This is a genomic window from Microbacterium sp. NPDC056569 (genome assembly GCF_042793475.1).
GTDB lineage: Bacteria > Actinomycetota > Actinomycetes > Actinomycetales > Microbacteriaceae > Microbacterium.
Genome location: NZ_JBHTUV010000005.1, coordinates 205,118 through 231,726 on the forward strand (window position 1 = coordinate 205,118; position 26,609 = coordinate 231,726).

Here is a 26,609-nt window from a genome sequence, read left to right on the forward strand (position 1 = left end):
GGAGCGACGATCAGCTGGCCCACGATCTGGAACCCGAAGCTGAACGGCTGGAGGACGAACGTCTCGGTCAGGTCGGATCCTCCGGGACCGACGCCCGGGAGCGTGATGATCTCGGTCTTGACCTCGTTGGTGAGGTTGATGCGCAGCTGCGCGGAGCCGTCGAGGTGGATGCCGAACTGCTCCAGGAACTCGAAGTTCATCTCGACGGATGCGACGCCCCAGAACTGCGGGGTCGGGTGCATCGGGTTGGTCGTCTCGTCGCCGACGAGCAGCACGAAGCGTCCGGCTGTCGCGCCGAGGGTCCCGAGCTTGTAGACCTCGATCTGGCCGACGAACGTCAGCATGAACAGGTTGCGCGTCGTGTCGATCTCGAGGACGACCTCCGCGTGGATGTGCAGGAGCGGCTCCTCGAGGAAGTCGCCGGCCTGCAGCATGATGCCGCCGGAGAGCTCGATGAAGAACGACGTGCCCTGGACGATGAGCCGGAAGGTCTGCACGCCGCCGTCGGCAAGGTTGCCGGCCGTGTCGCGCCAGGCGCCCGGCGCGAACGTCACGGAGACGGTGCCCGCGGTGAGATCAGCGCCGAGCGTGTACGAGTAGCGGGCGATCCCCTCTCCGAACTGCACGCCGGCGTAGCTCATCGCCTGCGTCCCGCCGCCGGAGATCGTCAGGTCGTCGGCACCCAGCGTGGTCGTGTCGACGGTGGCACCCGCAACGGGGGTGAGGCGCACTCCGATCCACGTCCGCGGCCGGATGACCGCGTCGGTGAGGTTCGCCTCCGCGGACGCGGCGCCGGGGTGGCTCGCGGCCGAGTAGATGACGCCCTGGGTGTTCTTCCACGTCCCGTCGACGAACGTCACGGTGATGTCGCCCGAGACGTGGCCGGAGAAGAAGTAGCGGTACGTCGTGCCGCTCACGAGGAGCGCCGCCCCGATCACGTCGAGCTCGGTCGTCCCGACCTTGACGACGATCTCGGAGTCGGCGTCGGTGATGGTCGCGCCGTCGACCAGCAGGCCGCCCAGGGTGTGGAACGTGATGTCGACCCAGCCGCGCTGCGCGAGCTCGCTGACGTCGAGCACCGAACCCGGTGTCGGGTCGATGAGCGCGGCGGTCGGGGCGGAGACCGTGAAGGTCTCGGTCTCGGCGGAGTTGAGCACGCCCCCGATATCGGCGAAGCTGCCGGCCCGGAACGTCATCGTGTAGGAGCCGACGACGAGGTTCGCCGTGAACGAGTAGCGGTAGGTGTCGCTCGTGCCCACGCGGACCGGGGCCGAGAGGATGATCAGGTTGCCGGCGGCGTCGCGGAACTCGAGCTCATCGCCGTTGATGGTCGAGTGGTCGATGCCGGAGCCGGAGGCGCCGCGGAAGCGGATCTCGAAGTACTTGAGGCCGTTGACGAGGTCGCGGCCGATCGTCGCACCGGCGATCTGGCGGACCGTCGCCTCGTTCGTGGTCGGCGTGGACGGGTTGTCGGGCACCGTCTGCACGACGTCACCGGTCGAGCCCACGACCTGGAAGGACTGGGTGATGGTCGTGCCGGCCGGAGGCCCGCGGTCCGGGTTCACAGTGAACGCCGTCAGGTCGAAGACCACGTCGACCCGGCCGGGGAGGAACGTGCCACGCAGGAGGAACCGCCAGGTGTTCCCGCCGAGCGGAACCACGCCCGTGATCTGCACACCGTTGGCTCCGGGCCCGGTGAGGACGAACTCGTCGCCGTCGACCGAGCCCGGGACGATCGCGTACGTGATGCCGCCGACCGAGACCGGCGGGATGAACGTCACGTCGAGGTAGGTGACCTGGCGGTCCGCCGCGGCGATCGTGACCGGCTGCGGGACCCCGGGCTGGGTGCCCGCGGACGGCTGCGCACCGGTGTAGGCCGTGGTGCCGTCGGGCAGCGTGTACGACCAGCCGCCGGCGAGGAACGTGACCACCACGTCGTCGCCGGCCCCGAGCGGCGAGGCGAGCTGATAGCGGACCCAGACGACCCCGTCTTCGATGGAGAGCAGGGTCCGCACTCCGAGGGTGACGGCCGTGCCGTTCACCTGCAGCGTGATCTCGGGCAGACCGGCGATCAGCGTGGCGGTGTCGATGAGCAGCCCGGTCGGAACCGCGAACGGGACGTCGATGTAGTCGCGCTGCGGCGCCGTATACGCAGCATCCGGAGTCGGTGTCACCGTGCTGGTGTACGCGACCTGCGCCGTCGCGACCGTGACGGACGACGTCGAGGCGGCGGCCGACTCGCGCTCGACCACGACCGGCACGATGAACTCCAGCCCACCTGTCCCCGCCCGGATCGCGCGCGAGGTGTCTCGCACGACGGTCCAGCCCGCGGCGGACGCGGTGAAGACCAGCGCGTCGAGGCGGCTGATCACGGATGCCGCATCCACCGTGTAGCCGGACGGGAGGCCCGCGCCCGCAGCATCCGGGAATGTCAGCGTGATCTCCGCACTCCACGCGAGCGCCGGCGTGGGGGCCGTGACGGAGGTGGCTGTGGGCGCGACGGATGCGAGGTAGGACCAGCCGCCGGCGAGGCGGTTCAGCTGCACCGACAGTCCGGCCTCGTACTGACCTGTGAGCCAGAACCGGAAGCGGAGCTTGCCGGCGGGCGCGCTGGTGAGTTGCACGGGCGCACGGAGGGCGTCGAGCACCACCGTGCCCAGGCCCTCGCCGAAGAGTTCGAACTCGGGGGCCAGGTCGAGGATCGACGCGATGTCGAGGTTGCGCCCGTTCACCGCGGCGTCGAAGTCGACGTCGATGTACGCCGTGGGAGTGACCGTGAGCGTCTGCCCGGGTTGCGCGCCCGCGGACACGGTTCCGCGGTACCCGAGCTGGCTCGCGGTGAGCGCAGCCGTCAGCGCGCCGCTGCCGACGGCGGTGACGATGACGGGGATGCGGAACTCGCCGGGAGTCCCCGTCGCGGTGATCGGCGCGGAAGCGTCCCGCGTGAGCGCCCAGCCGGTGCCGCCGAACGTCAGCCCGGCGAGCCGGCTGATCACCGAGTCCGGGTCGACCGTGAAGCCCGCGGGCAGACCGAGCTCGCCGCCGACCGGGAAGAGGATGCCCACGCTGCCCGCACCCGTCTCCGTCGGCTCGTCCGTGACGGTGAGCGCCCCGGTGAGCGTGAACAGGTACGACCAGCTGCCCGAGAGGAAGGTGAGGTTGACCGCCCCCGTGGTCGCGAAGCGCCCGGTCAGCCAGTAGCGGTAGGTGAGGGTGGTCGCGGTGGTGTCGATGAGCTGCGGCGGCTGCGTGCCGTCCAGCTGGATCGTGCCGAGGCCCGGCCCCGACAGCTGGAACTCGGCGGCGAGGTCGGTGATGGACACCGGGTCGATGGTGAAGAGCGTCGGCTTCGTGAAGGTGACGGTGATCCAGGCCCGGCCGTTCACGACGTTGATGTCCACCGACGCGCCCGGTGTCGGGTTCGTGATCACGGCGGTCGCGCCGGTCACGGTGAACGACAGCTGTGTGGCGATGCTGGAGGCGCCGACCGTCGTGCCGGCCGCCGTCGTCAGGTCGGCGTTCTTCACGGCGCCCGCGGCGAAGTGGATGACCCAGCGACCCATGCCGAGGTCGTCGGTGCCGATCGCGTAGCGGAAGCGGGTCGTGCCGCTGATCCGGACGGCCGCCGCGAGCAGCTCCGCGTCCGAGATCTCGGCGACCTCGACCCCTTCGGTATCGGCCAGGGAGGCGCGGGTGAGGACGTCGACGCGCGCGCCGTCGAGCATGTAGAAGGCGCCGGTGCTGTCGACCTGGAGCTCTGCCAGCGTCATGCCGCCTGCGGTGGTCACCGCCAGGATCGGCACCGGCCGCGTGAAGGTGAACACCCGCGGCGGGTCGGACCCGCGCGTGAGGGTGAACTTCACCTGGTCGGTCAGAATGCTCGCGAGGTCGAGGCTCGCACCGGGGGCCGGGGTGTAGGAGATGTCGAGGTACTTCGTCGAGCCGGCCGCGCCGTTGACGACGCCGACGTCGATCGTGCCGCCGTTCGTCGTGGGGCCGCCGAGATCGATCACCGGCGGCGTGCCGGTCGCGATCGGGTCCGCGCCCTCGACCACGTCGAACGCCACCTCGTTGCCGGACGAGTCGCGGAAGCCCATCTTGAGCTTCCCGTAGATGGTGAGCAGACGCACCTGGTCGGGGAAGTCCGCGAGGAAGAGCACCGTCGCATCGCCGTTGGCGATCTTCGACAGATCGGCGTAGAGGCGGCCGCTGATGGAGATGTTGTCCTGCGCGAAGTTCAGCTTGCCGATGATGAGGATCTTGCCGTCGGTCGAGATCTTGACGATCACCTGGCCGTTGAAGACCGCCTGCGACGTGAAGATCGAGTAGATGCGGGCGGACCCCGTGATCACCATCGGCGAGGTGAACGCCGCGGCGAACCCGCTCTGGCCCGGGGTGGTCGAGATCGTCTTGGCCTGGAGGGCCACCTGGTTCTGCAGCGACAGCAGCCACTCCGCCGCCGAGAGCACCGTGGGCAGCTGGAACGCCGACGAGCGCAGGGCGAACGGATCCTCGATCGAGGGCAGCGTCTTGAAGAACTCCACGCCGGCGGCGAAGTCATTGAGCACCAGGCCGATCTGGGGCACCAGCATGATGCCGCCCGGGATGTTCGCGGTGATGTAGACCTGCAGCGGCCCGAGCTCGGACAGGCCGAGCCGCAGGCCGAACCCGGCGAGGCCGGCGATCGAGATCGTCCCCTCGAGGCCCAGGTAGAAGACCCGCTGGTGCACCGGGGTCGTCGTGTCGAAGACGCCGATGATCGAGTAGTTCGAGTCGAGTTTGAGGATGCCGCCGACCAGGCCCGCCGACACCTCGCCGCCGAACATCCTGCCCTTGACGGTGACGCCGATGGAGTCGATGCCGATGATCGGGAAGGCGCCGTCGAGCAGCAGCGACGGCTGGATGCGGATGCCCTGGATGGCGCCGGTGATCTGCAGGCCCTGCAGCCCCTGGATGCCGGTGACGCTCGCCGACAGGATGAGGACGAAGTCGCCCGGACGGTTCTCGACGTCGTCCCACTGGATGCCGATCGCATCGATGCGCACCGGGAGGAAGGCCGGCCACTTGAAGGAGTCGCCGGTGGCCGAGCCGACCGAGAGGAACACGCCGAAGCCCGGCAGCGCCTTGAACGACCCGTCGCCGGTGATCGCGAAGTTGCGGCCCTCGCCCGCGATGACGAGCGAGCCGATGGTGACCTTCGCGCCCACGGCCTGCAGCTGGACCATGTACTCGGAGCCCTCCGCGCCCGTGTCCAGGCGGAAGTCACGGGCCGTCAGGGTGACGTAGGTGCCGAGGCGGATCTCCAGCGTGTCGACCGTGAGCTGGAACGAGTCGACCCGGCCGCCCGAGAACGTGAGCGCGATGCGGAACGCCTCGTCATCGGGCGAGCCGTCGGCTCTGCGATCGTCGGCGGTCAGGCGGTCGGTCAGCGTGGCACCGTACGCGCGGCCGGGGAAGAGCTTGGCGCCGCCGGTCGCGACGTAGATCTGGCCCGTGAAGCCGGCGGTCTCGGAGCTGGGCGCGCCGGCCGGCGGGAAGCGGACCTCGAGGCCGGAGACACCGACGCGGATGTCGTCGAGCTCCAGGATTCCGCCGAGCGTGATCTTGCGGTCGACTGCGGTGGGCGCGAGCGCGTTGCCGGGATCCGGTGTGCCGCCCGTGGTCGGGGCGATGCCGTACGCCAGCTCGGCGGTACCGAGGCGGAAGCCGTTGCCGTAGACGGTGAGGCCGGGGATGAGCCCCGGCCCGAGCGTCACGTCGTTATTGGCGGTGATGTTCGAGGACGCGGCCGGGTTGTAGGGGCGCAGCGAGCCGGTGATCCCGAAGGACGGGAGGGTGATCGTGGCCGTGTTGATCTTGACGATCTCCTGGTCGATCGCCCCCTTCGGGTCGTACGCGATCTTGATGCCGGTCGCCTGGAGGCGCGCCACCCCGGGGATCTGCGCGTCGAGCGCGGCGACCTGCAGCCCCCACTTTCCGGTGAGGCGGATGTCGACGCTGCCGCCGAGGAGCCCGAACACGTCGACGGCGAGCTCGAACGAGCCCTGGATGCCGATGAGGTCGACCGTCACACCCGAGTTCGTCTGCACCGCCGATTGCTGCCCCGTGGTCGGGTTGCCGCCGAAGGCGAGCGAAGCCCGCTGGACGCCGACGACCACCGAGACCAGCACCTTTCCGTCGGCGAACCCGAAGCCGCCGAGGCCGATCGTCGGGCCCTGAAGGGTCAGCGGGCCGAGCGCGAGCGGACCGCCGGTCGTGATCTCGCCTGCCGCCGCGGGCGACACGGTGACCGACAGACTCTGCGTGCCCTGCGTCGGACCGCCCGACTGCACGAGAGCATCGCGATCGAGCACGATCGAGATCGTGCCGGTGCCGGTGAACAGGCCCAGCGTGTTGTTCGGGTTCTTGTCCTTGAGGAAGTACCGGTAGGTGACGCTCGTCGAGCCGGCGGCGGCGCCGGCGATCAGCAGCGGCGCTCCGACGATCGTGGGGCGCGACCCCGTCACCTCGAGGTCTCCGACCAGGCCGGTGATCGTGAAGGGCGCGACGGTCGCGTTCTCGATCGGTCCCTTGTCGATCGGATCGGCCGGGAGTGTGCCGCCTGCACCGTCGGGCTTCGGGAGGTTCGTGAAGGTGAGGTCGATGTAGCCCTGCGCGTTCAGCTGCGCGAGGCTGATGGTCGGCGTGGCGACGGACGCGACGGGCGCGGGCACGCCGCCGGGGGCGAGCGGCGCGAGCCGGAAGAACTGCTCCTGCTCGCCGACCAGCGATGCGCTTCCGGAGGTGACGCTGCCGTCGATGAACGTGATCGTCACGATCGCGGCGCCAGGCAGCGCCGGGCCGGTGATCGCGTAGTCCCAGGTGTTCGGCATCCCGGCGACCGCCACCGCCGTGCCGGGTGTCCAGGTTCCGGACGCGCCCGCGACGCTGATGGTGAACTCGGGGTCGACGTCGGTGACCGACGTCGCGAGGATCGTGCCGCTCGACGGCGTGAAGCGCACCCGGAGCGAGGTGATGCTGGAGCCGTTGAACACCGAGCCGCGGACCGGGTTGACCAGGTCCGCCGTCACCACCGGTGCCGGCTGCGAGCAGATCGGGCGCGGGTCCGCAGCGACGCAGGCGGTCTGCGCGACCGGCATCGCCGAGAGCATCGAGAACGCGGTGAGCTTGAAGTTCACGAGCTGGAAGCCGTTCACCGGCGAGATCGTGAAGCTCGCGAGCCCGCTCATGCTCGCGACGCTCGTGGCGCTGAAGCCCACGAAGACCGAGGCGTTCGACAGCGCGAGCGCCAGAGTCCCGTCGATCTGGCGGTTGATGCGCAGCGAGCCCCGGAGGCTCACCGTGTCGCCGGCGCGGATCTCCATGCCGGTCGCCGCGAAGCTGAACGCACCCGCGGCGACGGAGCCCGCGGCGATGGCGTTGGCACCGGTTCCGGTGGCGCTCGCGAAGACGAACGTCGTGGCGTCGGACGTGTTCACCTGGAATTGCACGGAGCCCACGATGTCGAGCCCGTCGAGCCCGAGCAGCGCGAGCTCACCGGTCGCCCGCAGCGCCCACCCCGTGACGTCCCGCTTGAAGTCGACCGAGGCGTTGCGGATCAGCACGCCCACCGCGGCGGGATTGAGGCCGCCGCCCGCGAGCTTCGACGGACCCGACCCGATGAAGATCTCGAGGCCCGACCCCGAGAACGCGTCACCGCTGATCGCGAACTGTCCCGCGCGGATCTCGAGCACGTCGCCGAAGCTGAAGTCGAGGTCTTGCACGATGAACTGGAAGACGGGCGCCGCGGGCACGTCGAGCGTGAGCGTCTCGCCGCCCACGACGATCGACTGCGTCACCTCCGCGCCCGTGGTGTTGACCGTGAAGCCCAGCGACGCCGACGCCGAGAAGCCGGGCACCGTGACCGCGGCCTTGCCCGTGATGATGCCCGCGATGCCTCCGGTCGTCGTCGTCCTGACCGGGCTGGTCGACGTCGTCGCGCCGGGGGAGAAGACGACGAAGAATCCCGAGCCCTCCACGATGCCGGGGTTGTCGCCTGCGGTGTCTTCTCCGGCGTCGAGGGTCACATTCGCGAGCGCGATCTTGCTGACCTGGTTCACGCCCGAGCCGATCCGCTCGAAGGCGAAGTCCGCGGTGATCGTGAGGGTCTCGGCGCCGTTCTGGATGCCGATCTCGATGTTGTCGGCGGCCACGCGGAGGAACGGCCCCTTCGGCAGCCGCAGCACCCGGACGTTGGCCTGCAGCGCGGCCTGGTTGCCGTTCGCGTTCCAGGTCACCGTGTACTGGTTGCCGGCGAGGGCGACCGTGACGCGATCGGTGGCGGCGTCCGAGTCGAGGAGCGCCTCGATCGCGGCATCGACGACGGATGCTGCGGCCCCGACCGCGATCGGAGCGCTGATCTCGCTCGCCTCGAGCACGCCGTCCTTGTCGGCGTCGATCGCGAGCGTGAAGGTGCCGCTCGGCGCCGAGACCGTGATGCTCTGCACCTCGGCGGACCCCGCCTTCCCGTCCGCCATCGTCGCGACGGAGACGCCGGCGAACTGGAACACCTCGTTGACGACGACACCCTGGCCGTTCGTGACGAGCGTGTTCAGCTGCAGCGTGAGGTCCGCCGTGATCGTCAGGGGCAGTCCCGGGGTCGTGACGCTGCCGGCGATCTCGCCCGCCATCCCGGTGGGGGTGATGATGAACGCGCCGCGTCCGTTCGCGAGGCGCACACCGACGTCGTCGGACGTCGACGCGAGGTCGGCTCCCGGGTCGCCGAGGAACAGCTCGACGTCCGTGAAGGCCATCCGAACGATCTTCGCGCCGGCGGCGGTCCTGGTCTGCTCGAAGACGGCGACGCCCTTCAGCGTCTGCCCCAGGATGCCGATCTCGGCCGGATCGCCCACGAGGCCGACCTGCACCCGGAGCGTGTTCTTCGGGATCGAGAACGCGACCGTGGATCCACCCACCTCGAGCGACGGGTTCGCGTCGGCGGTCGTGTTGTTGACCTGAACGATGACGTCCGCGTCCACGGTGACGCCGGGCAGTACGGCGGAGTTCAGCGTGATCCCGGCGATCAGCGCTCCGGCGATGCCGCTGCGGGTCACCTCGATGATCCCCGACGAGATGGTCGCGGTCACGTACGTGCGCGTGCCGTCGCCGAGTTCCAGCACCACATCCGACAGAGCGAGGATGATCCGGCCGCTCGGGGACTCCTTGGCGAAGGCGAAGTCGCCGGTGAGGCGCTGTCCCATCACCTCGAGCGAGATGTCGAGCCCCGCGACCTTGAGCCCCGCTGCGATCGTCGCGCCGTCGACGGAGCGGGCGCCGACGAGCGTGTTGATCTGCACCTCGAGCGTTCCGGAGAACGACACCCCGGGGATGAACAGGTCGACCGTCGCCTGGATGCGCCCGGCGATCCCGCCGGCGACAGCGCCGCTCTTGCCGACGATGTCGAAGGCGCCCGAGCCGTCGCGCACGACGACGACGTCGCGATCCGGCGTCCCCAGACGCAGTGAGACATTGGCGAATCGGATCTTCTGCGTCGTCACGTCGTCGGCTGTGCCCACGCTGCCGTCGGCCCCGATCGCGGTGGACTTCTCGAACGAGATGTCGGCCGTGAGCTGCTGACCCGCGATCGTCAGCGTCAGGCCGGTCACCCCGACCGTGAAGTACGGCCCGGCCGGCAGCTCGAGGGTGAGCGTCTCGCCGCCGACGAGGAACTCCTCATCCACAGCGACGGGGACGGCCTTGGTGCCGACGGTCCGGCGCATGTCGCTGATCTGCACGCCGACCGTCGCGATGGCCTGGATGCCGGGGCCGAGACGGATCGACGCCGTCGCCGTGATCGACGCACCGATGCCGGCGCTCGTCACGAGCACCAGAGCCGTTCCGCCGGTGAGCCGCATGCCGACGTCGTCCGCGACGTCGGCGGGGGAGTCGCCGGGGGTTCCGCCGTCGTCACCCACAAACAGAGCGACGTTCGTCGCGGCGATGCGCAGGATGTCCACGTCGTCGGAGGTGCCGGCGCGTCCGTCCGCCCCGCCGCCGCGCACCTGCTCGAACAGGAAGGTCCCCGACAGCGACTGACCGAACACGGTGACCCCGCCGGTCACCTCGACGCGCACGAATCGGCCGGCCGGAAGGTCGAGGCTCAGCGAGCCGAGCGTCGTCTTGACGGCGGTGGGCGCGGTGTTGATCTGCAGGCGGATCGCGAGGCCGGTGCCGAGCGAGAAGGGGATCGCGTCGAGGCCGACGAGGGCGATGTCCGCCGAGACGTCGACAGCCATGCCTGCGGAGGTCAGCAGGAACGCGCCGGTCCCGCCGGTGAGACGCAGCCCGACGTCGTCGGCGTCGCCGGCGCCCTTCGGGTCGCCCAGGAAGAGACGGACATCGGATGCCGTGACCTTGACGACGCGCGCGGCGCCGATGCCCGCCTGCTCGAAGGTGAAGTCGCCCGTGAGGGTCTGACCGGCGAGGTCCAGCGCCAGGTCGTTCACCGCAAGGGCGAAAGCCTTCGTGGCAGGACGGGTGTCGATCGTCAGCGTCATCGCGGCGGAGGCCGCCACTCCGGGAACCGTGAGCGCCACGGTGCCCGAGACCGAGCCGAACACTCCGGTCGCCCCGAGGGTGAGCGTTCCGGTCCCGCCCGTCAGCGTCAGGATGTCGGTCCCTCCGTCGCCGATCCGCAGGCCGACATCGGCGAGCCCGATCGTCGTCGTCGTTCCGGACCGCTCGAACGAGAAGTCGCCGGAGAGCGACTGACCCGCGATCGCGAGGGTGACGCCCGTACCGCTCACACGGACGGCGAGGTTGCCGGGGAGGTCGAGCGTCACCGTGCGTCCGCGGACGGTCACGGACTCGGTGACCGCGGTCGCGGACTGGTTCATCGCCAGGGCGAACGAGCCGGCGATCGTCACTCCCGACGGCAGCAGCGCGCCGAGGTCGAGCGTCCCACCCAGACGCATCGCCAGACCTGCGGGCGTCAGGACGATGATCCCCTCGACGCCGGTGAGGATCGCCGGATCGGATCCGAGCGCGACTTCGCCCCCGGCGACGGCGATGACGGTGCGCGCCGTCCCGCCGCTCGAGGTGGCCTGCTGGAACAGCAGATCCGCGGTGAGCGTCACGTCGCCGATCGCGACCGCGATGCCCTCGCCCGCGATCCGCAGGTACGGCCCGGCCTCCAGCCGGGTGTGGGGGGAGTCCGCGAGCACGACGGCCTGGGACCCTCGGTTGATCTCGAACCGGAGTGCGGATGCCGAGACCGTCACGCCGCCGCCGAGCGAGATGCTCGCGCCCTGGATGGCCAGGATGCCCGCGAGGCCCGCCGGACCGATCTGCAGCGCACCGGCGAGCGACAGCTCGCCGATCGGGGCGCCGAAGTCGGCGATCGCGGCGATCGCGATGTCGACGATCCTGACGCCGCCGACGGTGCGCTGCGAGAAACGGACCTCACCCTCGGTGAGGAGGAATCCGCCGATGTCGATGGTGATGTCCTCGCCGGCCACGGAGATCGAGCTCGCCGCCGGGTCGGTCGTGTCGAGCACAACCGAGAAGTCGCCGCTCACGAGGATCCCCGGAAGCGCCACCGCGAGGGTTCCGCTCACGCTGCCGGCGACGCCGGTGGCGCTGAGGACGAACTGGCCCTCGCCGCCGGTGAGCGACACGAAGTCCGTCGTGCCGTCGCCGAAACCGGCGCTCGCGTCCGCGATGGTGATCACCGTGGTGGCAGACGGGCCGCTTCCGGACTGGGTGAAGGTGAAGTCGCCCGAGAGCCGCTGCCCGGCGACGACGATCGCCACATCGGTGCCCTCGACGCGGAGGAAGGGGCCGGCGAGCAGGTCGAGCGCGACGGTGGTTCCGTCGAGCTGGAAGCTCTCGTCCACCTCGGGCCCGGAGTTGACCGCGACGGTGAACGCACCGCTGAACTGCACGGCGTCGCCGGGGACGAGGAACCGGACCGTCCCGCTGATGCGGCCGGCGAGCCCGGAGTCCCGCATGAGGAACACCGCGGAGCCGTCGGTCAGCCGGGCGCCCGCGGTCGCGGTGCCGAGCGACAGCGTCAGCGCCGACGCGATGATCACGGCGGTGCTCGGTGCCGGAGTGCCCGGGGGAGCGCTCGGCAGCACCGGCCCGCGCACCTGCGAGAAGACGAAGACGCCGGAGAGGGTCTGGCCCGCGATGGTGAGGGCCGCCGGGGTCGCCAGAGTGCCCACCTGGACGCGGAGCGAGGTGGCCGGCAGCACCACTCCGCCCACGGTGCGGGCCGACGTCGATGTGTTGAGCTGCAGGCCGATGTCGCCCGTCAGCTCGAAGTCGTCGCCCGCGTTGAGCGTCAGGTTAGCCACCAGGACTGTCGCGAGGCCCTGCGGCGTGAGTTCGAGCGTTCCGGCGGCGACGGTGGCGACGGCGACGCCGTCTCCGAGGCTGAGGGTGAGGGGCGCCCCGCCGTCGCGGGCCTCGGACCCGAAGCGGATGCGCAGTCCGCCGCCGGCGAGGGTCTCGAAGGCGAACGTGCCGGTGAGCTCCTGCCCGGCGACCGCGAGGGTGAGGTCGCCGACGACGAGCAGATGCGGCGCTCCCGCTGCGCCCTCCGCCACGGTGACGGCGTCGTCGCCCGTGCCGAGCACCTGCTCGGCGGTGGTCTCGTTGTAGGAGATCCACGCCGTGCCCGCGAGGGTGACGCCCGGGATGCCGACGAGCTCGACCGTCCCGGAGATCGCGACGACGCGGCTGCCGGTCGTGCCCTTGACGAACCCGTTCACGCCGGTGAGATACAGGCCCACGGCGAAGGGATTGCGGGCGTCGTCCTCGACGAACCCGGGGCCCTGCCCGACGAACACGGTGAGATCCGCCACCGCGAGCTCGGCCCCGCTGAAGTCGACGCTGCCGATGATCTCGACGAAGTCGCCGAGCTTGATCGAGCCCGACACCGCCAGCGCGATGAAGGCGCCGCCGGCGTCGGCGATCTCGTCGGCCGCGAAGACGAGCGGCACGTCCACGCCGCCGACCGTGATCGTCTGGTTGAGCGGCTGCGTGGTGCCGTTGTACCGGACCGCGACGGTGGCCTCGGCGTCCAGGCCGCCCGCGGCGGCCGCGATGGCCCCCGAGAAGCTGCCGACGATGCCACCGGTGGTGAGCAGGAACGCGCCACGACCGTCGACGATCTCGAGCCCCTCACCGCCTTCGGGCGTCAGCGCGACCGAGACGTCGCTGAACGCGATCGTCGTGGCGCCGGCCGAGCCGCGACTGAGGAGGAAGTTCCCCGAGAACGACGGGCCCCCCGCGACGCCCAGCACGCCGCGCGCGATGGCGACGTGCAGGAACGGACCCGCCGGGACGTCGATGCCGAGGTCGGCGCGGCGCACCGCCGCGATCGACGTGTTGACGGCGAACTCGATGTCGCCGCCGAGGGTGAGCCCGGCAGGGAGCGAGAAGATCCCGGTGACGCTGCCCGAGAAGCTCCCCGCGACGCCGCCGGCGGTCACGAGCAAGGCGCCCGACCAGCGGTGCGCGGCGGTGACGTTCACGAACGTCCCGAGCTGCAGCGTGAGGTCGGTGACCGCGAACGCGACCTCGCCGGTGGGCGAACGGCTGACGAGGACCCGAGCGGCGCCGAGCGACTGGCCCGCCACAGTGATGCTCGCGCCGGTCACCTCGACCTTGAGACCCGGCTGCACGACGACCTCGGCCGGACCGCCGGGGTCGAGGGTCACGGCGGCGAGCCCGGAGTTGACCTGCACCGCGACGTCACCGCTCACCGCGAGCCCCGGCACGGTGACCTCCAGCGTGGCGGCGAGCGAGCCCGCCATGCCGGCGCTCGTGACGCGGAACGAACCGTGGATGGCGGTGACGCTGACCAGGGGCGAGGTCGGCGTTCCGAACACGATTGTTCCGTCCGAGATGGTCAAGGTCAGCGCGGCGCCCTGCTTCACCACCTCGATGTCGCCGGCGAGGGTCTGGCCGGCGATGACGATCGAGACATCGTCGCCGACGACCCGGAGGTACCCGCTCGTGCCGCCCGCGGGAAGGTTCACCGCGACGGTGCCCGCTCCTACCCGGACGATCTCGTCGACCTCCGCGGCGGTCGTGTTGATCTCGACCGTGAGCGTCGCGGCGATGCTCACCCCGGGCACGCCGTTCAGGGACGCGGTCGCTGTGATCCGACCCGCCAGCCCGCCGCCGGACAGGAGCACGAAGACGGCCTCGCCGCCGCTGAGGGAGAGCGCCGCGGAACCCGCCGCGACCGAGACCGAGACGTTCGTCAGCGCGATCCGCGTGAGCACCGAGTCGTCCGCGCCGCCGGCGACCCCGTCCGCGCCGTAGGAGGTCGCGCGTTCGAACGCGGCGTCCGCACGGATCTGCTGCCCCAGCACCGTCAGCACGACACCGGTCCCGGCGATGCGCACGTACGGGCCGGGCGGCACATCGAGGGTCACCGTTCCGGCACCGACCTGCAGGGTGTCCGTCACCGCGAGTGTCGTCGTGTTGACGTGCAGCTCGAAACCACCGTCGATCGAGAACACCGAGCCGGACACCCCGACGGTGAGCTCGAGCGAGCCGGCCACGCCGTTCGGCGTGATCACGAACAACCCCGAGCCGTCGCTCACGGTGAGCGGGCCGAGCGCGAGTGCGACGTTCGCGACGCCGACCCGCACCACGGGGCCCCCCGCGCCCGCCACCTGCTCGAAGGTCACGTCGGCGCCGAGCGACTGGCCGAGCACCGTGATCGCCAGGTTCTCGCCCCCGACACGGAGCAGGCCACCCGGGAGGGTGTCCGACCACCCGGCGACGGTCTGCGCTGTGCCCGTCGTGTTGAAGGCGACGGTGACCGTGCCGGTCACGGCGATGTCGGCGACGCCGAATGCCACGGCGACCATGATCGCGCCGTAGACGCCCTCCGGTGCGAGCACGATCGTCGCTGTCGAACCGGGGCCGGATCCGGGCTGGCTGACCGTGAGCAGCGGTGACCCGCCGCCGAGCACGATGCGCGTGTTGCGGAGGGTGAGGGTCAGCGTACCGCCGTCGTCGACGACCTCGAGGTCGGTGGTGAGCGTCTGCCCGGCGATCGTGAGCGCGACCCCGGTGCCCGCGACCCGGACGTAGCCGGTCGCGCCGCCCGCCGGCAGTGCCAGCGTCAGAGTCTCGCCGCGGACGAGGAAGGTCTGGTCGGCAGCATCCGTCCCGGTGTTGAACTCGGCGGCGAGTCCGGCCGAGAAGGCGAGGCCCGGGACATCGAGGACGAGGTCGCCGGTGATGCGGCCGGCGAAGGCCGAGGAGGCGCCGGCGGACGACAACAGGATCAGCGCGCTTCCGTTCGACAGCACCAGCGCGTCACCCGCCAGCCGCAGCTCGACGTCCGTGGCGGCGATCCGCATGAGCGTCTTCGTCCCGTCCGGCACGCCGCCCGCGCCGAGCGGCGTCACGCGCTCGATCGCGACGTTCGCGCTGAGCGACTGCCCGAGCACCTCGAGCGTCAGGCCCCGTCCCTCGAACCGGAGGTACGGCCCGGCCGCGACGTCGAGCGTCGTGCTCGTCGTGCCGACGACCACCGACGCCTGGATCCTCGCGCCCGTGGTGTTGAGCACGAGCGACAGCTCGCCCTCGAGGCTCGCGTCGGCGCCGAGGCGCACCGAGATCGTGCCGTCGACCTGACCGGCGAACCCGGCCGCCGTGAGCACGAGGAGGCCGGACCCCGCGCTCAGCCGCACTCCCAGGTCGTCGTCGACAGCGGTGCCCGAGTCGCCCGGCGTGCCGCCGTCGTCGCCGAGGAAGAGCGCGACGTTCGAGAGTCCGATGATCGTGGTGGACACGCCGACGGTCGTCACGCGTTCGACCGCGATGTCGGCCCGGATCGTCTGACCAAGCAGCACGAGGTCGAGCCCTGAGAGAGCGACACGCAGATAGGGACCGGCGGGGAGCGACGCGCCTCCGACGGTGACGGTCGCCGCTGCGGTGTTGACCGCGAGCTCCGCGAGCACCGCGTTCACGCCGAGGGCGGCGATCGAGATCGTCGCGTCGAGCACGCCGGCGACGCCGCCCGGACGCACGACGAGGTCGCCGTGGATGCCCGTGACGGCGACGGCGTCGCCCAGCGAGATCGCGCCGTCGCTGACCGACAGGGCGAGATCGGTGCCGTCACGGCCGAACTCGAACGTGCCGCTCAGCGACTGACCGCCGAAAGCGAGCGTCGCCCCGCTGACGACGAACTCGGTGACCGCAGCATCCGTGGCGAAATCGACGAGCACTCCCGGCGCGGTGCTGCCGGGGATCTCGATGGTCTGCGTCACGGCGAGGCCGGTGTCGTTGACGCGCACGCTGGTCGTGCCGGTGAGCGTCACACCGGGCACCCCGATGACGCTGACCGTCCCGGTCGCGACCAGCGCGTGGCCTGCACCCATCTCGATGAGGCCGATCGTGGCATCCGTGAGGAGCACACCCATGGCGAGGGGGTTGAGCGCCCCGGATTCGAGGAACGCCGGTCCTCGTCCGAGGAAGATCGTGAGACCGGATGCCGCGACCACGCGCACCGGCACACCGCCGATGACCGTGTCGCTGAAGGTCAGGTTGCCCTCGATCGTGACGAAGTCGCCGATCGTCAGCGTGAGATCCGACGCGGTCAGGCTGAAGATGATGTCGCCCGCGGCCGGCGCGGGGAGCTTCACGACCATGTCCGCGCCGCCCACGCGCAGGACGGTGTCGATGGGGTCGGGCGTGGTGTTGATCTGCAGGAGCACGGTGCCGTCGACCGACACGCCTCCTCCGCCGAGCGAGGCCGAGCCCGACAGGAAGCCCGCGACGCCGCCGGACCGCACGACCAGCGCCCCCGACCCGTCGAACAGGGAAGGTTCGGCGTCGCCGTCGAGCGTCACCGAGACGCCCGTCATCGCGACGATGGTCTCGACGGTCCCGCCCGGCGCCGTCGACCGGCTGAAGGCGAAGGAGCCTTCTATCGTCCCGGCGCCCGTGATCGTGGCGGTGAGCCCGGCCACCTCGACGCGCAGGTACGGTCCGGCCGGCAGCACGCCGGTGCCCGGGTCGATCGGTCCCGGCGTCGTGTTGACGGAGACGGTCACGGCCGTCCCGGTCACCGAGAGGAGGTCGGGGACCGTCAGGTCGGCCGTCGCGGCGATGCTTCCTGCGACGCCAGCCGGCGTGATCACGAACGCCCCCGTGATGGCCGACACGGAGACGAACGCGCCGAGGCTCGCCGTGCCGCCCGCGATGCTGACACGGTACGACGCCGCTCCCGAGGTGACGACGCGCTCGAACCAGACCGTGCCGGTGATCGACACCCCGGCCACCGTGACCGAGAGCGTCGAGGCTCCGACCCGGAAAGTACCCGCCGTGATCGTGTCGTGCGTCGCGGTATCCGTGTTGAACTGCACCGTGAGCGAACCGGCGCTGATCCCGACACCGGGCAGCATGACCGTCGGCGTGCCGGTGAACGAGCCCCAGGCTCCGCCGGTCCCCACGCCGAGGGCGGCCGTCACACCCGTGAGGGTGACGACGCCGTCGCCGAAGTCGAGTGTGCCGTCGGTCACACCGATCGTCGTCACGCCGCCGATGCTCTCCACCGAGACCGAGCCGGTGAGGCGCTGCCCAGCGATCACGAGCACGACGTCGGTGCCCGCCAGTTCGAGGTAGCCGCCGCCCGCAGGGAGCACGAGCGCGAGGTCCGCACCTCCCACGGTCACCGTGGTGTCGACATCGACGCCTGTGGTGTTCACCCGCACGCTCAGGCCGCCGGTGAACGAGACGCCGGGGAGGGCGACCGCGACGGAGCCCGTGAACGATGCCGCGAACCCGCCGGCCGAGACGACGAGCGCGCCGGTGCCCTTGGTCAGTGTGACGACGGAGGTCCCGCCTGCCGCGAACACCAGCCGTCCCTCGGCCACCCCCGCACGGAGCACGACGGCTCCGGCCGCGTCGACGCCGCCTTCGAAGGCGACATCGGCGCTGAACTCCTGTCCGGCGACGGTGAGCACCGTGCCGATCGTGTCGATGCGCAGGTACGGCCCTGCGGGCAGATCGCCCACGGCGGAGGAGCCGGTGTTCACGGCGAGGCCGACCTGCGAGGCGAAGTCGAAGCCCGCCACGTCCGACGAGATGCCCGCGGTCAGTCGTCCGGCGACGCCGGCGGGACCGATGGTCAGCGACCCGGTGATCCCGGAGAGCGCGAGGAGGTCTGTCGTTCCGGAGGTGATCGCGAAGGCGCCGCCGCCGACCGAGATCCGCGTCTGGGTCGCGCCGTCGACGACGATACGGGACACATCGAAGTCTTCGAAGGTGATCTCCTGGCCGGCGAGCGTCAGGACGACGTCGGCGCCGCTCACCCGCACATGGCGGTCGGCGGCCGCTGTGCTGATGTCGAGAGCGAGCGAGACGTCGAGTGCCAGCCCCGGCACCGAGATGCGTAGGTCCCCGGCGAGTGTCGCCGTCGCCTCGCCGCCGTCGAGGGTCAAGGTGCCCGCCGCGTTCTCGAACCGCGCCGCCGCCCCGTCGCCGAGCACGAGGGAGAGGTTCGAGACGGTCACCGAGTATCCGTCGGGCGTCGTCGCGAAGGCGAGGTCGCCGGTCATCGCCTGGCCCACCACCGTGATCGAGAGGCCCGTCCCGCTGTAGGAGTCGCCTTCCGCGGCGGCGAACGCGATGGTGACATCTCCGGATCCGTCGCCGAGCGCGACGACCTCGTCGACGACGACCGTGAATCCGTTGACCCTCGCGCGGAAGAGTCCACTGATCGCGACATCCGTCCAGCCGGTGAGGGACACCGCGCCGCTCGCGTCGAGCGCCATCCTCGTACCGGCGGCGGACGACTCGACGTACAGGCCGACGACCGCGCCCGACAGCGCGAGCCCGCCGCCGAGATCGATGCCGAGGTTCCTGGCCGCGAGTGCGACCGCCGTCGTGCCGGCCGCCGTGTCGATCTCGACGCGGCCCGCGAGCGTCGCGGTCACGAAGCCCGTCGCGACGACCGTCGCGGTGAGCGTGCCGCTCACGCCCGCCGGCGCGAGCACGAGGGTGCCGCCCCCGTCGGCGAGGTCGAGCGTCTGGGCGGTGCCCGAGGCGAGCGTGGCTCGCAGCGCGCTGACGGTGAGTGTCGTCACCCCGGCAGCCCGCGTGATGCGGACCGTGCCGGTGAGCGTGGTGTCGGCGACCGCCAGCTCGAGGTCGCCCGCCAGCGAGAGGCCGTCGGCGCCGTTGTAGCTCAGCTGCGCGTCGGACACCGTCAGACCGGATCCGCCGGCGGTGATGCTCACCGTCCCCCCGGTGAGTGCGAAGTCGACGTCGCCGGTGTCGTCGCGCGAGACGAGGAGCAGCGTCCCGCCGGTGATCTCCACCGCGTCGCCGAAGGCGACGGAGACGCCGGTGGCCGAGATCGTGAGGTCGGAGCCGTCCTGGCTGAGTGTGGCCGAGGCGACCGACAGTTCTGCGATCTCGGTGCCGCCCGACGACACGGAGATGCCGAAGGTCGTCGCGGGAGACGCAGGGCCCAGCGTGATCAGCAGGGTGCCGGCGTCGAGAGTCGTCGCGCCCGCCAGCGTGTACGTCGCGCTCACCGCGGCGCTCGCCTGGATGCGCAGGGCGCCGATCGCGAGGTCGAGCAGGAGGGTCGCGGTGAAGCTGGCGGTCCCCGTGTACGGCGAGGTGAGCCCGCTCAGGGAGATGGCCAGGTGGATGCCGGTGAGCGAGAGCGCGTCGCTGAGCACGATGTCGTCGAGGTCCTGGTCGTACGGGTGACTCGCGACGTAGGCCTCGAGCTGCTGCACGATGATTCCGACGATGCCGGCGAGCGGAGAGCCGGCGACATAGTCGGAGAAGTGGGGGAGCGCGGCGCTGACCGTGCCCGATGCGGCATCCGCCGTCGTCGCGATCGCCTGCACCGACCCGTCCGGCGCCACGTACCAGATGCGCGGTTGACCTGCCGTGCTTCCGACCCCGATGGTCAGCACCGGGTCGATCAGGAACGTCGAGATGAGCGCACCGGTGCGGGCGTCGTACGCGCGGAGGTCGAAGACCGCAGAGCGGGTGAGGATGCCGGAGACGGCGGCATCACGAGCGGTGATCGTGACCCATGCGTCGGCGGGAAGCGCACCGGGGGCGAAGGAGAGGGTCGCTCGTCCGGTACTGACGGTGCCGCCGGCGGCGGCCGAGACGAGGACTGCCCCGGCAGGCGGCGTGAATGCCGGCGTCTGCGTCGAGGGCGAGATCTCGAGGGTGGCGGAGGGATCGAGGAGAGTGATGGCGGCGTCGACGTCGACGCTCAGGGAGACGGAGGCATCCGCAGCCGGGGGACCGCGCCCGGCGTGCAGCACGACGTCTCCACCGGCCACGATGGGGCTGTTCACCCGCACCGTGCCGGCACGCATCAGGGGCGGCAAGAGGAACATCTCGCCGCCGAGGGCACCCGAGCCGCCGGTCGTGGTCGTGCCGCCGCTCACGGCGGCGAGGCTGACGCCACCGCCGGAACGCAGCGGCACGGAAGCGGCCCCGATCGCACCGAGCGTGGTGGTCACGGTCGCGGCGATCGAGACGCCGCCGAAGGCTCTGATCGGCACGGCGGTCGGAGCGAGCGCGGGCGCGGGCGCGACCGCACCGCCGAGGCCCGCGAGCACTGCCGTCGCCGCGGACGGTGCGGCGGCACGCCCCTGCGCGACCACCGCCGCGGCGTCCGAACGGCCGACCGCTGTGAGATCCACCGCTCCGGCGACATCGGCGCCGCGAACCAGTCGCACGGCGGAGTCGTGGACGCCGAGGGCGAGGGCCGCCCCCGTGCCGGTCGCGCGCGCGCTGGCCTGCTGTTCGGCGTGGAGCGAGAGGTCGCCGCTCACCGTGAGCGGCGAGCCGGCCTCGATCGAGGCGGTGGTGAGCGCCGTGGACGAGACGAGCGCCCAGCCCGCACCGCCGTCGGCCGCGATGCTGTGACGGGCGGTGGCGACAACGGTGAGATCGGAGACGCCGCTCAGCCCGGCGCTCTCACCGACGGCGGCGGCCGAGACCTCGCGAACGATGAGAGCCGTGACACCGTCGGCTCCCTCCACGGTGGCGTCGATGGAGGAATCCGCCTGGACGGTCGCCCGAGTGCCGTCGAGGTCGACGTTCGCCGACGGAGCGAAGCGGGCGATGGTCTCGAGGAAAGCGCGGCCGACGGCGACCGCGCCCGCGTGCGGGTTCGCCGCGAGCGCCATGCCGCCGAGCTCGGACTCCGCCGGCGCCGAGCCACCCGTGCCCGCCGCGACGACGCGCAGCGACCCCGCCGCGGTCGCGAGCAGGAACAGCCGCGCGGCGCTGATCGACTGATCGCCCTCGACGACGGCATGTGTGAGGCGCACGATGTCCGCCTCCGCCAGCCCCATGCCGGCTCCGTTGGTCGCGAAAGCGCTCGCGGACGCCGCGTTGCGCGCTTCGATCCGGACGCTCCCCGGTGTGGTGATGGTCGTGGTGCCGCCGAGACGCGTCACCGCGGACGACTGATTCCTCACGAGCGCCGCGAGGCCGTTCGCCGATGACGCGCTCGTCGACGAGCTGCTCAGGACGACGTCACCCGTCGCCGAGATCTCGGAGTCGACCACCGCGACACCCGCGGACGACGACGACCACGATCCCGTGGCGTCCGTCGAGTCGGCGCGCAGCGTCACCTCGCCCCCGGTGAGCCGCGCGCCCGTGACGGTGACGGATGCCGCGGCATCCTCGCCATCGATGCTCGTGTCGCTCGCGACGAAGGTGATCGCGCCGTCACGGTCGGCGCCCGTCGTGTCGACGGAGGCTCCCGAGCGCACCGTGATGGACTTCGCCTGCACCGTCAGGTCCGCGCCGGGAAGGGCGACCGCGCCGTCGATGGCGACAGAGCCCTCCCCGGTGATCAGGGCGGACACGCGTGGCGCGAGGAACGTGAGGCTTGCGACGACGGCGTCCAGCCGCAGCCGCGCCGGCGTGCCCGAGAGCACCACCGCGGCGGGAAGGCCCTTCACGAGCAGGGCGTCGATGGATCCGTCGATCGCGAGCGCGAGGCCGGCGATGCCCGTGAGGTCGACGGTGAACGATGCAGCACCGTCGACGCCGCGTACGACGACCTGGGTCAGCCCCTGCGCGGGCGTCGCGAGCGTCGCTCCCGACTCGGAGGTGAAGACGATCCGCCCGCCCACGAGCGCGATGCCGCCTGACGCGGCTTCCTCCGCCGTGAGCGCGAGGGTCGCGGTGCCATCGGCCACGGTCCAGCCGCCTGCCGCGAGCGTCGCCTCGCCGGCGACGACCGGCGCTGTCGGATCCGTGATCTGCGCGTCGGCCGGCTGCGGCTGCGTGGGCGACCCGGCGACAGGGGCAGGCGCCACCGCCGCCGGCTCGACGGCCGCAGCGGGCTCCTCGGCAGGGGCGGGTTCAGCCGGTGCCGGCGGCTCGGGCGCGGGCGGCTCGGGCGCGGGGAGGATCGACGCGTCGATGCCCCGGCTCTCACCCGGCGACAGCGTCTCCGCCATCAGGCCGCCGCCGTGGCCCGCGCCGAGCGCGTGGCCGACCTCGTGGCGGACGACGGTGAGCAGGTCCATGCGCGACCAGCCCCACCCGGCGGCGTCGTCGTCGATGACGATCGCACGACCGGATGCCTCGCCCAGTCGCGCGTCCGGCAGCGAGGCGACGGACGCGGTGATGCCCGAGACGTCGGCACCGGCGCCGGCCCATTCGCCGAGAACCTGCGCAACGGCGCCTGCCAGTGCTCCTTCGCTGAGGAACTGGTCGGGACCCACAGGATCCGCCGGGGTGCTGGATGCCGTCAACGGCTGTGCTTCGTCACCGTCGTCGTCCGCGGGAGTCGAAGGCGTGGGCGTGGGAGTCGGAGTCGGAGTCGGGGTCGGAGTCGTCACGCCGGTGCCGTCGTCGCCGGAGATGGTCGCATCGCCGTTCTCCATCGGACACGAGATCGACGCGGGCTGTCCGTTGGTGCCGCCGACGGTGGTGCACTGGCTGGTGGACAGCGCTTTGGCCAGCGCCGCGAGAGCCTCCTGCAGCTTCGCATCGGCCTCCGCCTGGGCCGCCTGCTGTGCGACGGCCAGCTCGGTCACGTACGCGCTCTGCTCCGCCAGGGTGACGCGCTCGCGACGAGTCGTCTCCGCCCGCCGGTCTTCCTGGGCCGCGAAGACGGAATCGAGCGCGGCGCGTGCCTGGTCGCGCGGCAGCACCTGGACCACGACGACCTCAGCGTCGCGCAGGTGCACGACCTCGGTCGGTGTCTCTTCGGGCGTCGGTGCGGGTGCGGGTGCGGACGCCGCCGGGGCATGCTCAGCAGCGGAAGGCACAGGCGTCGCGGCGTGGACCGGGACGACGCCGGAGACGACGAGCGCGACGCTCACCAGGGCCGCGACGGCAGCGGCGCCGGCGCCGCGTGCGCGACGCCGAGCAGCGCGGCTGCGCACACCCGATTGAACGGCCCCCACCGACGGCACGATTCCCCCCACGCCCGATGTTCCCGAAAAACCCCACACCCGAAGTGGGGTCAACGTGGCCGAGTATGACACCGGGGCCGGACCGGCTACAAGCAGATTTCCTCAAGCATCTGGACTTCTACGGCGTGTCGCGAAAGAACACCGGCGTGTCGCGAAGTTCCCGATGCTCGTCGTGACGCGCTCCGATCAGGATCCGCCGCGGCTCAGCGGGCAGGAGTTGGAGCCCATCGTCGGAGCGGCACCGCTGGAGACCACGATGCCGAACGGCACGTCGTGGCAGGCGACGCCGCCGATCCATCCGCCGGACTCGCCGCCCAGGATCGCAGCGGCCGTGGTCGCCCCGCCGATATCCAGTCCGTCCACCGTCGGCGCCGCCGAATCGTCGGTCTGCAGAGCCACGGACCCGCCGCTCGCACTGCTCGACAGCAGGGTGGGAGAGGCCGTGCCGGCCACCGCCACACCCACCGTGTTGTCTGCGAACGTGCTCGAGCGGACCGATCCGCTGGTCGCGTCCATGAAGAGCAGGCCCACCTCGCCGTTCCCCGAGAATGCGGAGGCCTCGATGCTGACACGGTGCTTGCCGGTGACAGCGAGCCCCGCCCACCCGTTGCGTTCGAACAGAGTGTCGGTGACCTCGAGCGTGGTCTGCTCGCCCGAGACGTCGTCGGCACCGGACGAGAGATACACCCCGGCACCTCCGATGCCGTCCGCGATGGTCGCGCCGGCGACCCGAGCGCCCGCCAAGACGACCGATGCCCAGGGGCCGGCCACGACCGCCGACGCGGGGTTCGTGCCCGCGACCTCGACGGTGAGATCTGCGATGCTCACGAGGCCCGCGGCGGCGATGAGCACGGCGGCGTCGGGTGCCGAGGAGCGGATCACCGTGGCATCCCGACCGGCGCCGCGCAGCGTCACGCCGTCGAGGAGCACGAGGGTGTCCTCCACCTCGATCGTCCCTGCAGGGAGTACCAGCGTTCCGCCCTCGGGGATCTGCGCCACGACCTCCGCCAGATCCTCCCCGGATTCGAACGTCCGTTCTGCCGCGTCCGCTGGGATCTCGCCGAGCAGCGTCGCCGAGACGCGGCGCCAGACCGCCGTCGCAATGGAACCCTGCGGACGAACGTCATCGAGTCCCGCGCGCAGATCCTGTTCGAACCGGTCGGTGTCGCAGCCCAGTCGCTCGCGCGTCTGTCGGGCGGCGGCGACCGCCTCCGAGAGCGGATCGTCGGCCTCTCCGCCGGGTGTTGCGGAGGGGAGCGGCTCCGGCGACGCCGTCATCGAGCCGTCGGGACTCAACGGTCCTTCGTAGCCCGCGACGACCTCCGCCACCGCGTCCGCGACGCCCGCCGCGGCGGCGGCGCACTCCGCCTGGCGGGAGTCTGTGCTCGGCGTCGGATCGGGGTCCTCCGGCGCGCTGCATCCGGAGAGCAGCACGACCAGGCCCAGGGCGGCGACGGCTCGCGGCAGCATCACATGCGGAGCCTAATGCCACGCACGAGCGCTCGCCCGGCGCAACCCGCTGCGCCGTGCCGCCGGATCGCGCGGGCACCCGGGATAATTGACACGTGCCCACCTACCGCGATGAAGTCGTGGTCCTGCGCACCCACAAGCTGGGGGAGGCCGACAGGATCGTGACGATGCTCAGCCGTCGTCACGGCAAGCTGCGCGCGGTGGCGAAGGGCGTGCGGCGTACGTCGTCGCGATTCGGCGCGCGCCTCGAGCCCTTCATGGTCGCCGACGTGCAGCTGTACCAGGGGCGATCGCTCGACATCGTGCAGCAGGCCGAATCGCTGGGTTCGTACGGCGCCGAGATCGTGGCGCACTACGACCGCTACACCTCTGCGCACGCGATGGTCGAGGCGGCCGACCGCCTGAACGAGGCCGAGGCCACGTCTCAGCAGTACCTCCTCCTGGTCGGCGGCCTTCGTGCGCTCTCGCGTGGCGAGCACGCGGCGCGCAGCGTGCTCGACTCGTACCTGCTCCGCGCGATGGCGCTGTCGGGGTGGGCCCCGGGCCTCGGAGAGTGCGCCCGATGCGGACGCCCCGGCCCCCACGACACGTTCGTCGCCCAGCAGGGGGGCATCATCTGCCGCGACTGCGCGCCCACGGGCGCCGCGCGCGTCGACGCCGGCACCGTGTCGCTCCTGCAGTCGCTGATGGCAGGCGAATGGGATGTGGTGGATGCCGCGTCGCCGGGGTCGACAGCAGCCGCCTCGGGCCTCATCGCGGCCTACGCGCAATGGCACCTCGAGCGCGGCATCCGTTCGCTCTCCCACGTCTCGGCAGCCCCGCAGGAAGGCATCAGGTGAGCCCGAAGCCCTACACGCACCGCGACGCGGTGCCGTATCGCCCGCTGGACTGGACCGGAGTCCACCCGCCCGAATACCCGCGCGGGGCCGTGCCGAACCACGTGGCGATCGTGATGGACGGCAACGGCCGGTGGGCCAATCGCCGGGGCCTCACCCGCATCGAGGGGCACAAGGCGGGCGAGGCCGCACTCCTCGACGTCGTGGCCGGCGCGATCCAGGCGGGCGTCAAGCACCTGTCGGTGTACGCGTTCTCGACCGAGAACTGGTCGCGCTCACCCGAAGAGGTGCGCTTCCTCATGGGCTACAACCGCGATGTGCTCCACCGGCGGCGCGATCAGCTCAACGAATGGGGTGTGCGCATCCAGTGGGCCGGGCGCAAGCCGCGCCTGTGGGGGAGCGTCATCAAAGAGCTCCAGTTCGCCGAGCAGCTCACTGCCGGCAACGACGTGCTGACGCTCACCATGTGCGTCAACTACGGCGGCCGCATCGAGCTCGTCGACGCGATGCGCTCGATCGCCGACGACGTCGCGGCGGGCAGGCTCAAGCCCTCGGCCGTCTCGGAGAAGCTGATCCAGCGCCGCCTCTACCGCCCGGACATGCCGGACGTCGACCTCTTCCTCCGGTCGAGCGGAGAGCAGCGCACCTCGAACTTCCTGCTCTGGGAGTCGGCGTACGCGGAGTTCGTGTTCCTCGACACGCTGTGGCCCGACTTCACGCGGGAGGACCTGTGGCACGGCATCGACGCCTACCTCGGCCGCGATCGCCGTTTCGGCGGCGCCGTGGACGCTCCTGATTCTTCGGCGTCCTGAACCGCGCCCCACCGCCGACGCATTCGTCGGAATAGATGCGCGGTCGCGTGCGGTTGTCCTCA

The 26,609-nt window shown here is 71.4% G+C and carries 4 protein-coding genes (1 of these 4 cut by a window edge); 2 read left to right on the forward strand and 2 right to left on the reverse strand.

Features of this window, described 5'->3' with window-relative positions:
- Window positions 1-23,420, reverse strand: the 5' portion of a protein-coding gene (locus ACFQ7C_RS08325) for a hypothetical protein (RefSeq protein WP_378899049.1). 14,017 nt of this gene lie to the left of the window's left edge; only the first 23,420 of its 37,437 coding nucleotides appear in the window; it begins with the start codon at window positions 23,418-23,420; its stop codon lies off the left edge, out of view.
- 195 nt (window positions 23,421-23,615) lie between these two features.
- Entirely contained in the window at window positions 23,616-24,899 is a 1,284-nt protein-coding gene (locus tag ACFQ7C_RS08330) for a right-handed parallel beta-helix repeat-containing protein (protein ID WP_378899135.1), read from the reverse strand.
- A gap of 95 nt (window positions 24,900-24,994) precedes the next feature.
- On the opposite strand from ACFQ7C_RS08330, the gene recO reads away from it, so the two are divergent.
- On the forward strand, window positions 24,995-25,738 hold the full coding sequence (gene recO / locus ACFQ7C_RS08335) for a DNA repair protein RecO (protein ID WP_378899051.1): 744 nt from the start codon (window positions 24,995-24,997) through the stop codon (window positions 25,736-25,738).
- Entirely contained in the window at window positions 25,735-26,547 is an 813-nt protein-coding gene (locus ACFQ7C_RS08340) for an isoprenyl transferase (protein ID WP_378899053.1), read from the forward strand. Before recO ends, ACFQ7C_RS08340 begins: the two co-directional genes overlap by 4 nt.
- Window positions 26,548-26,609 lie beyond the last annotated feature (62 nt).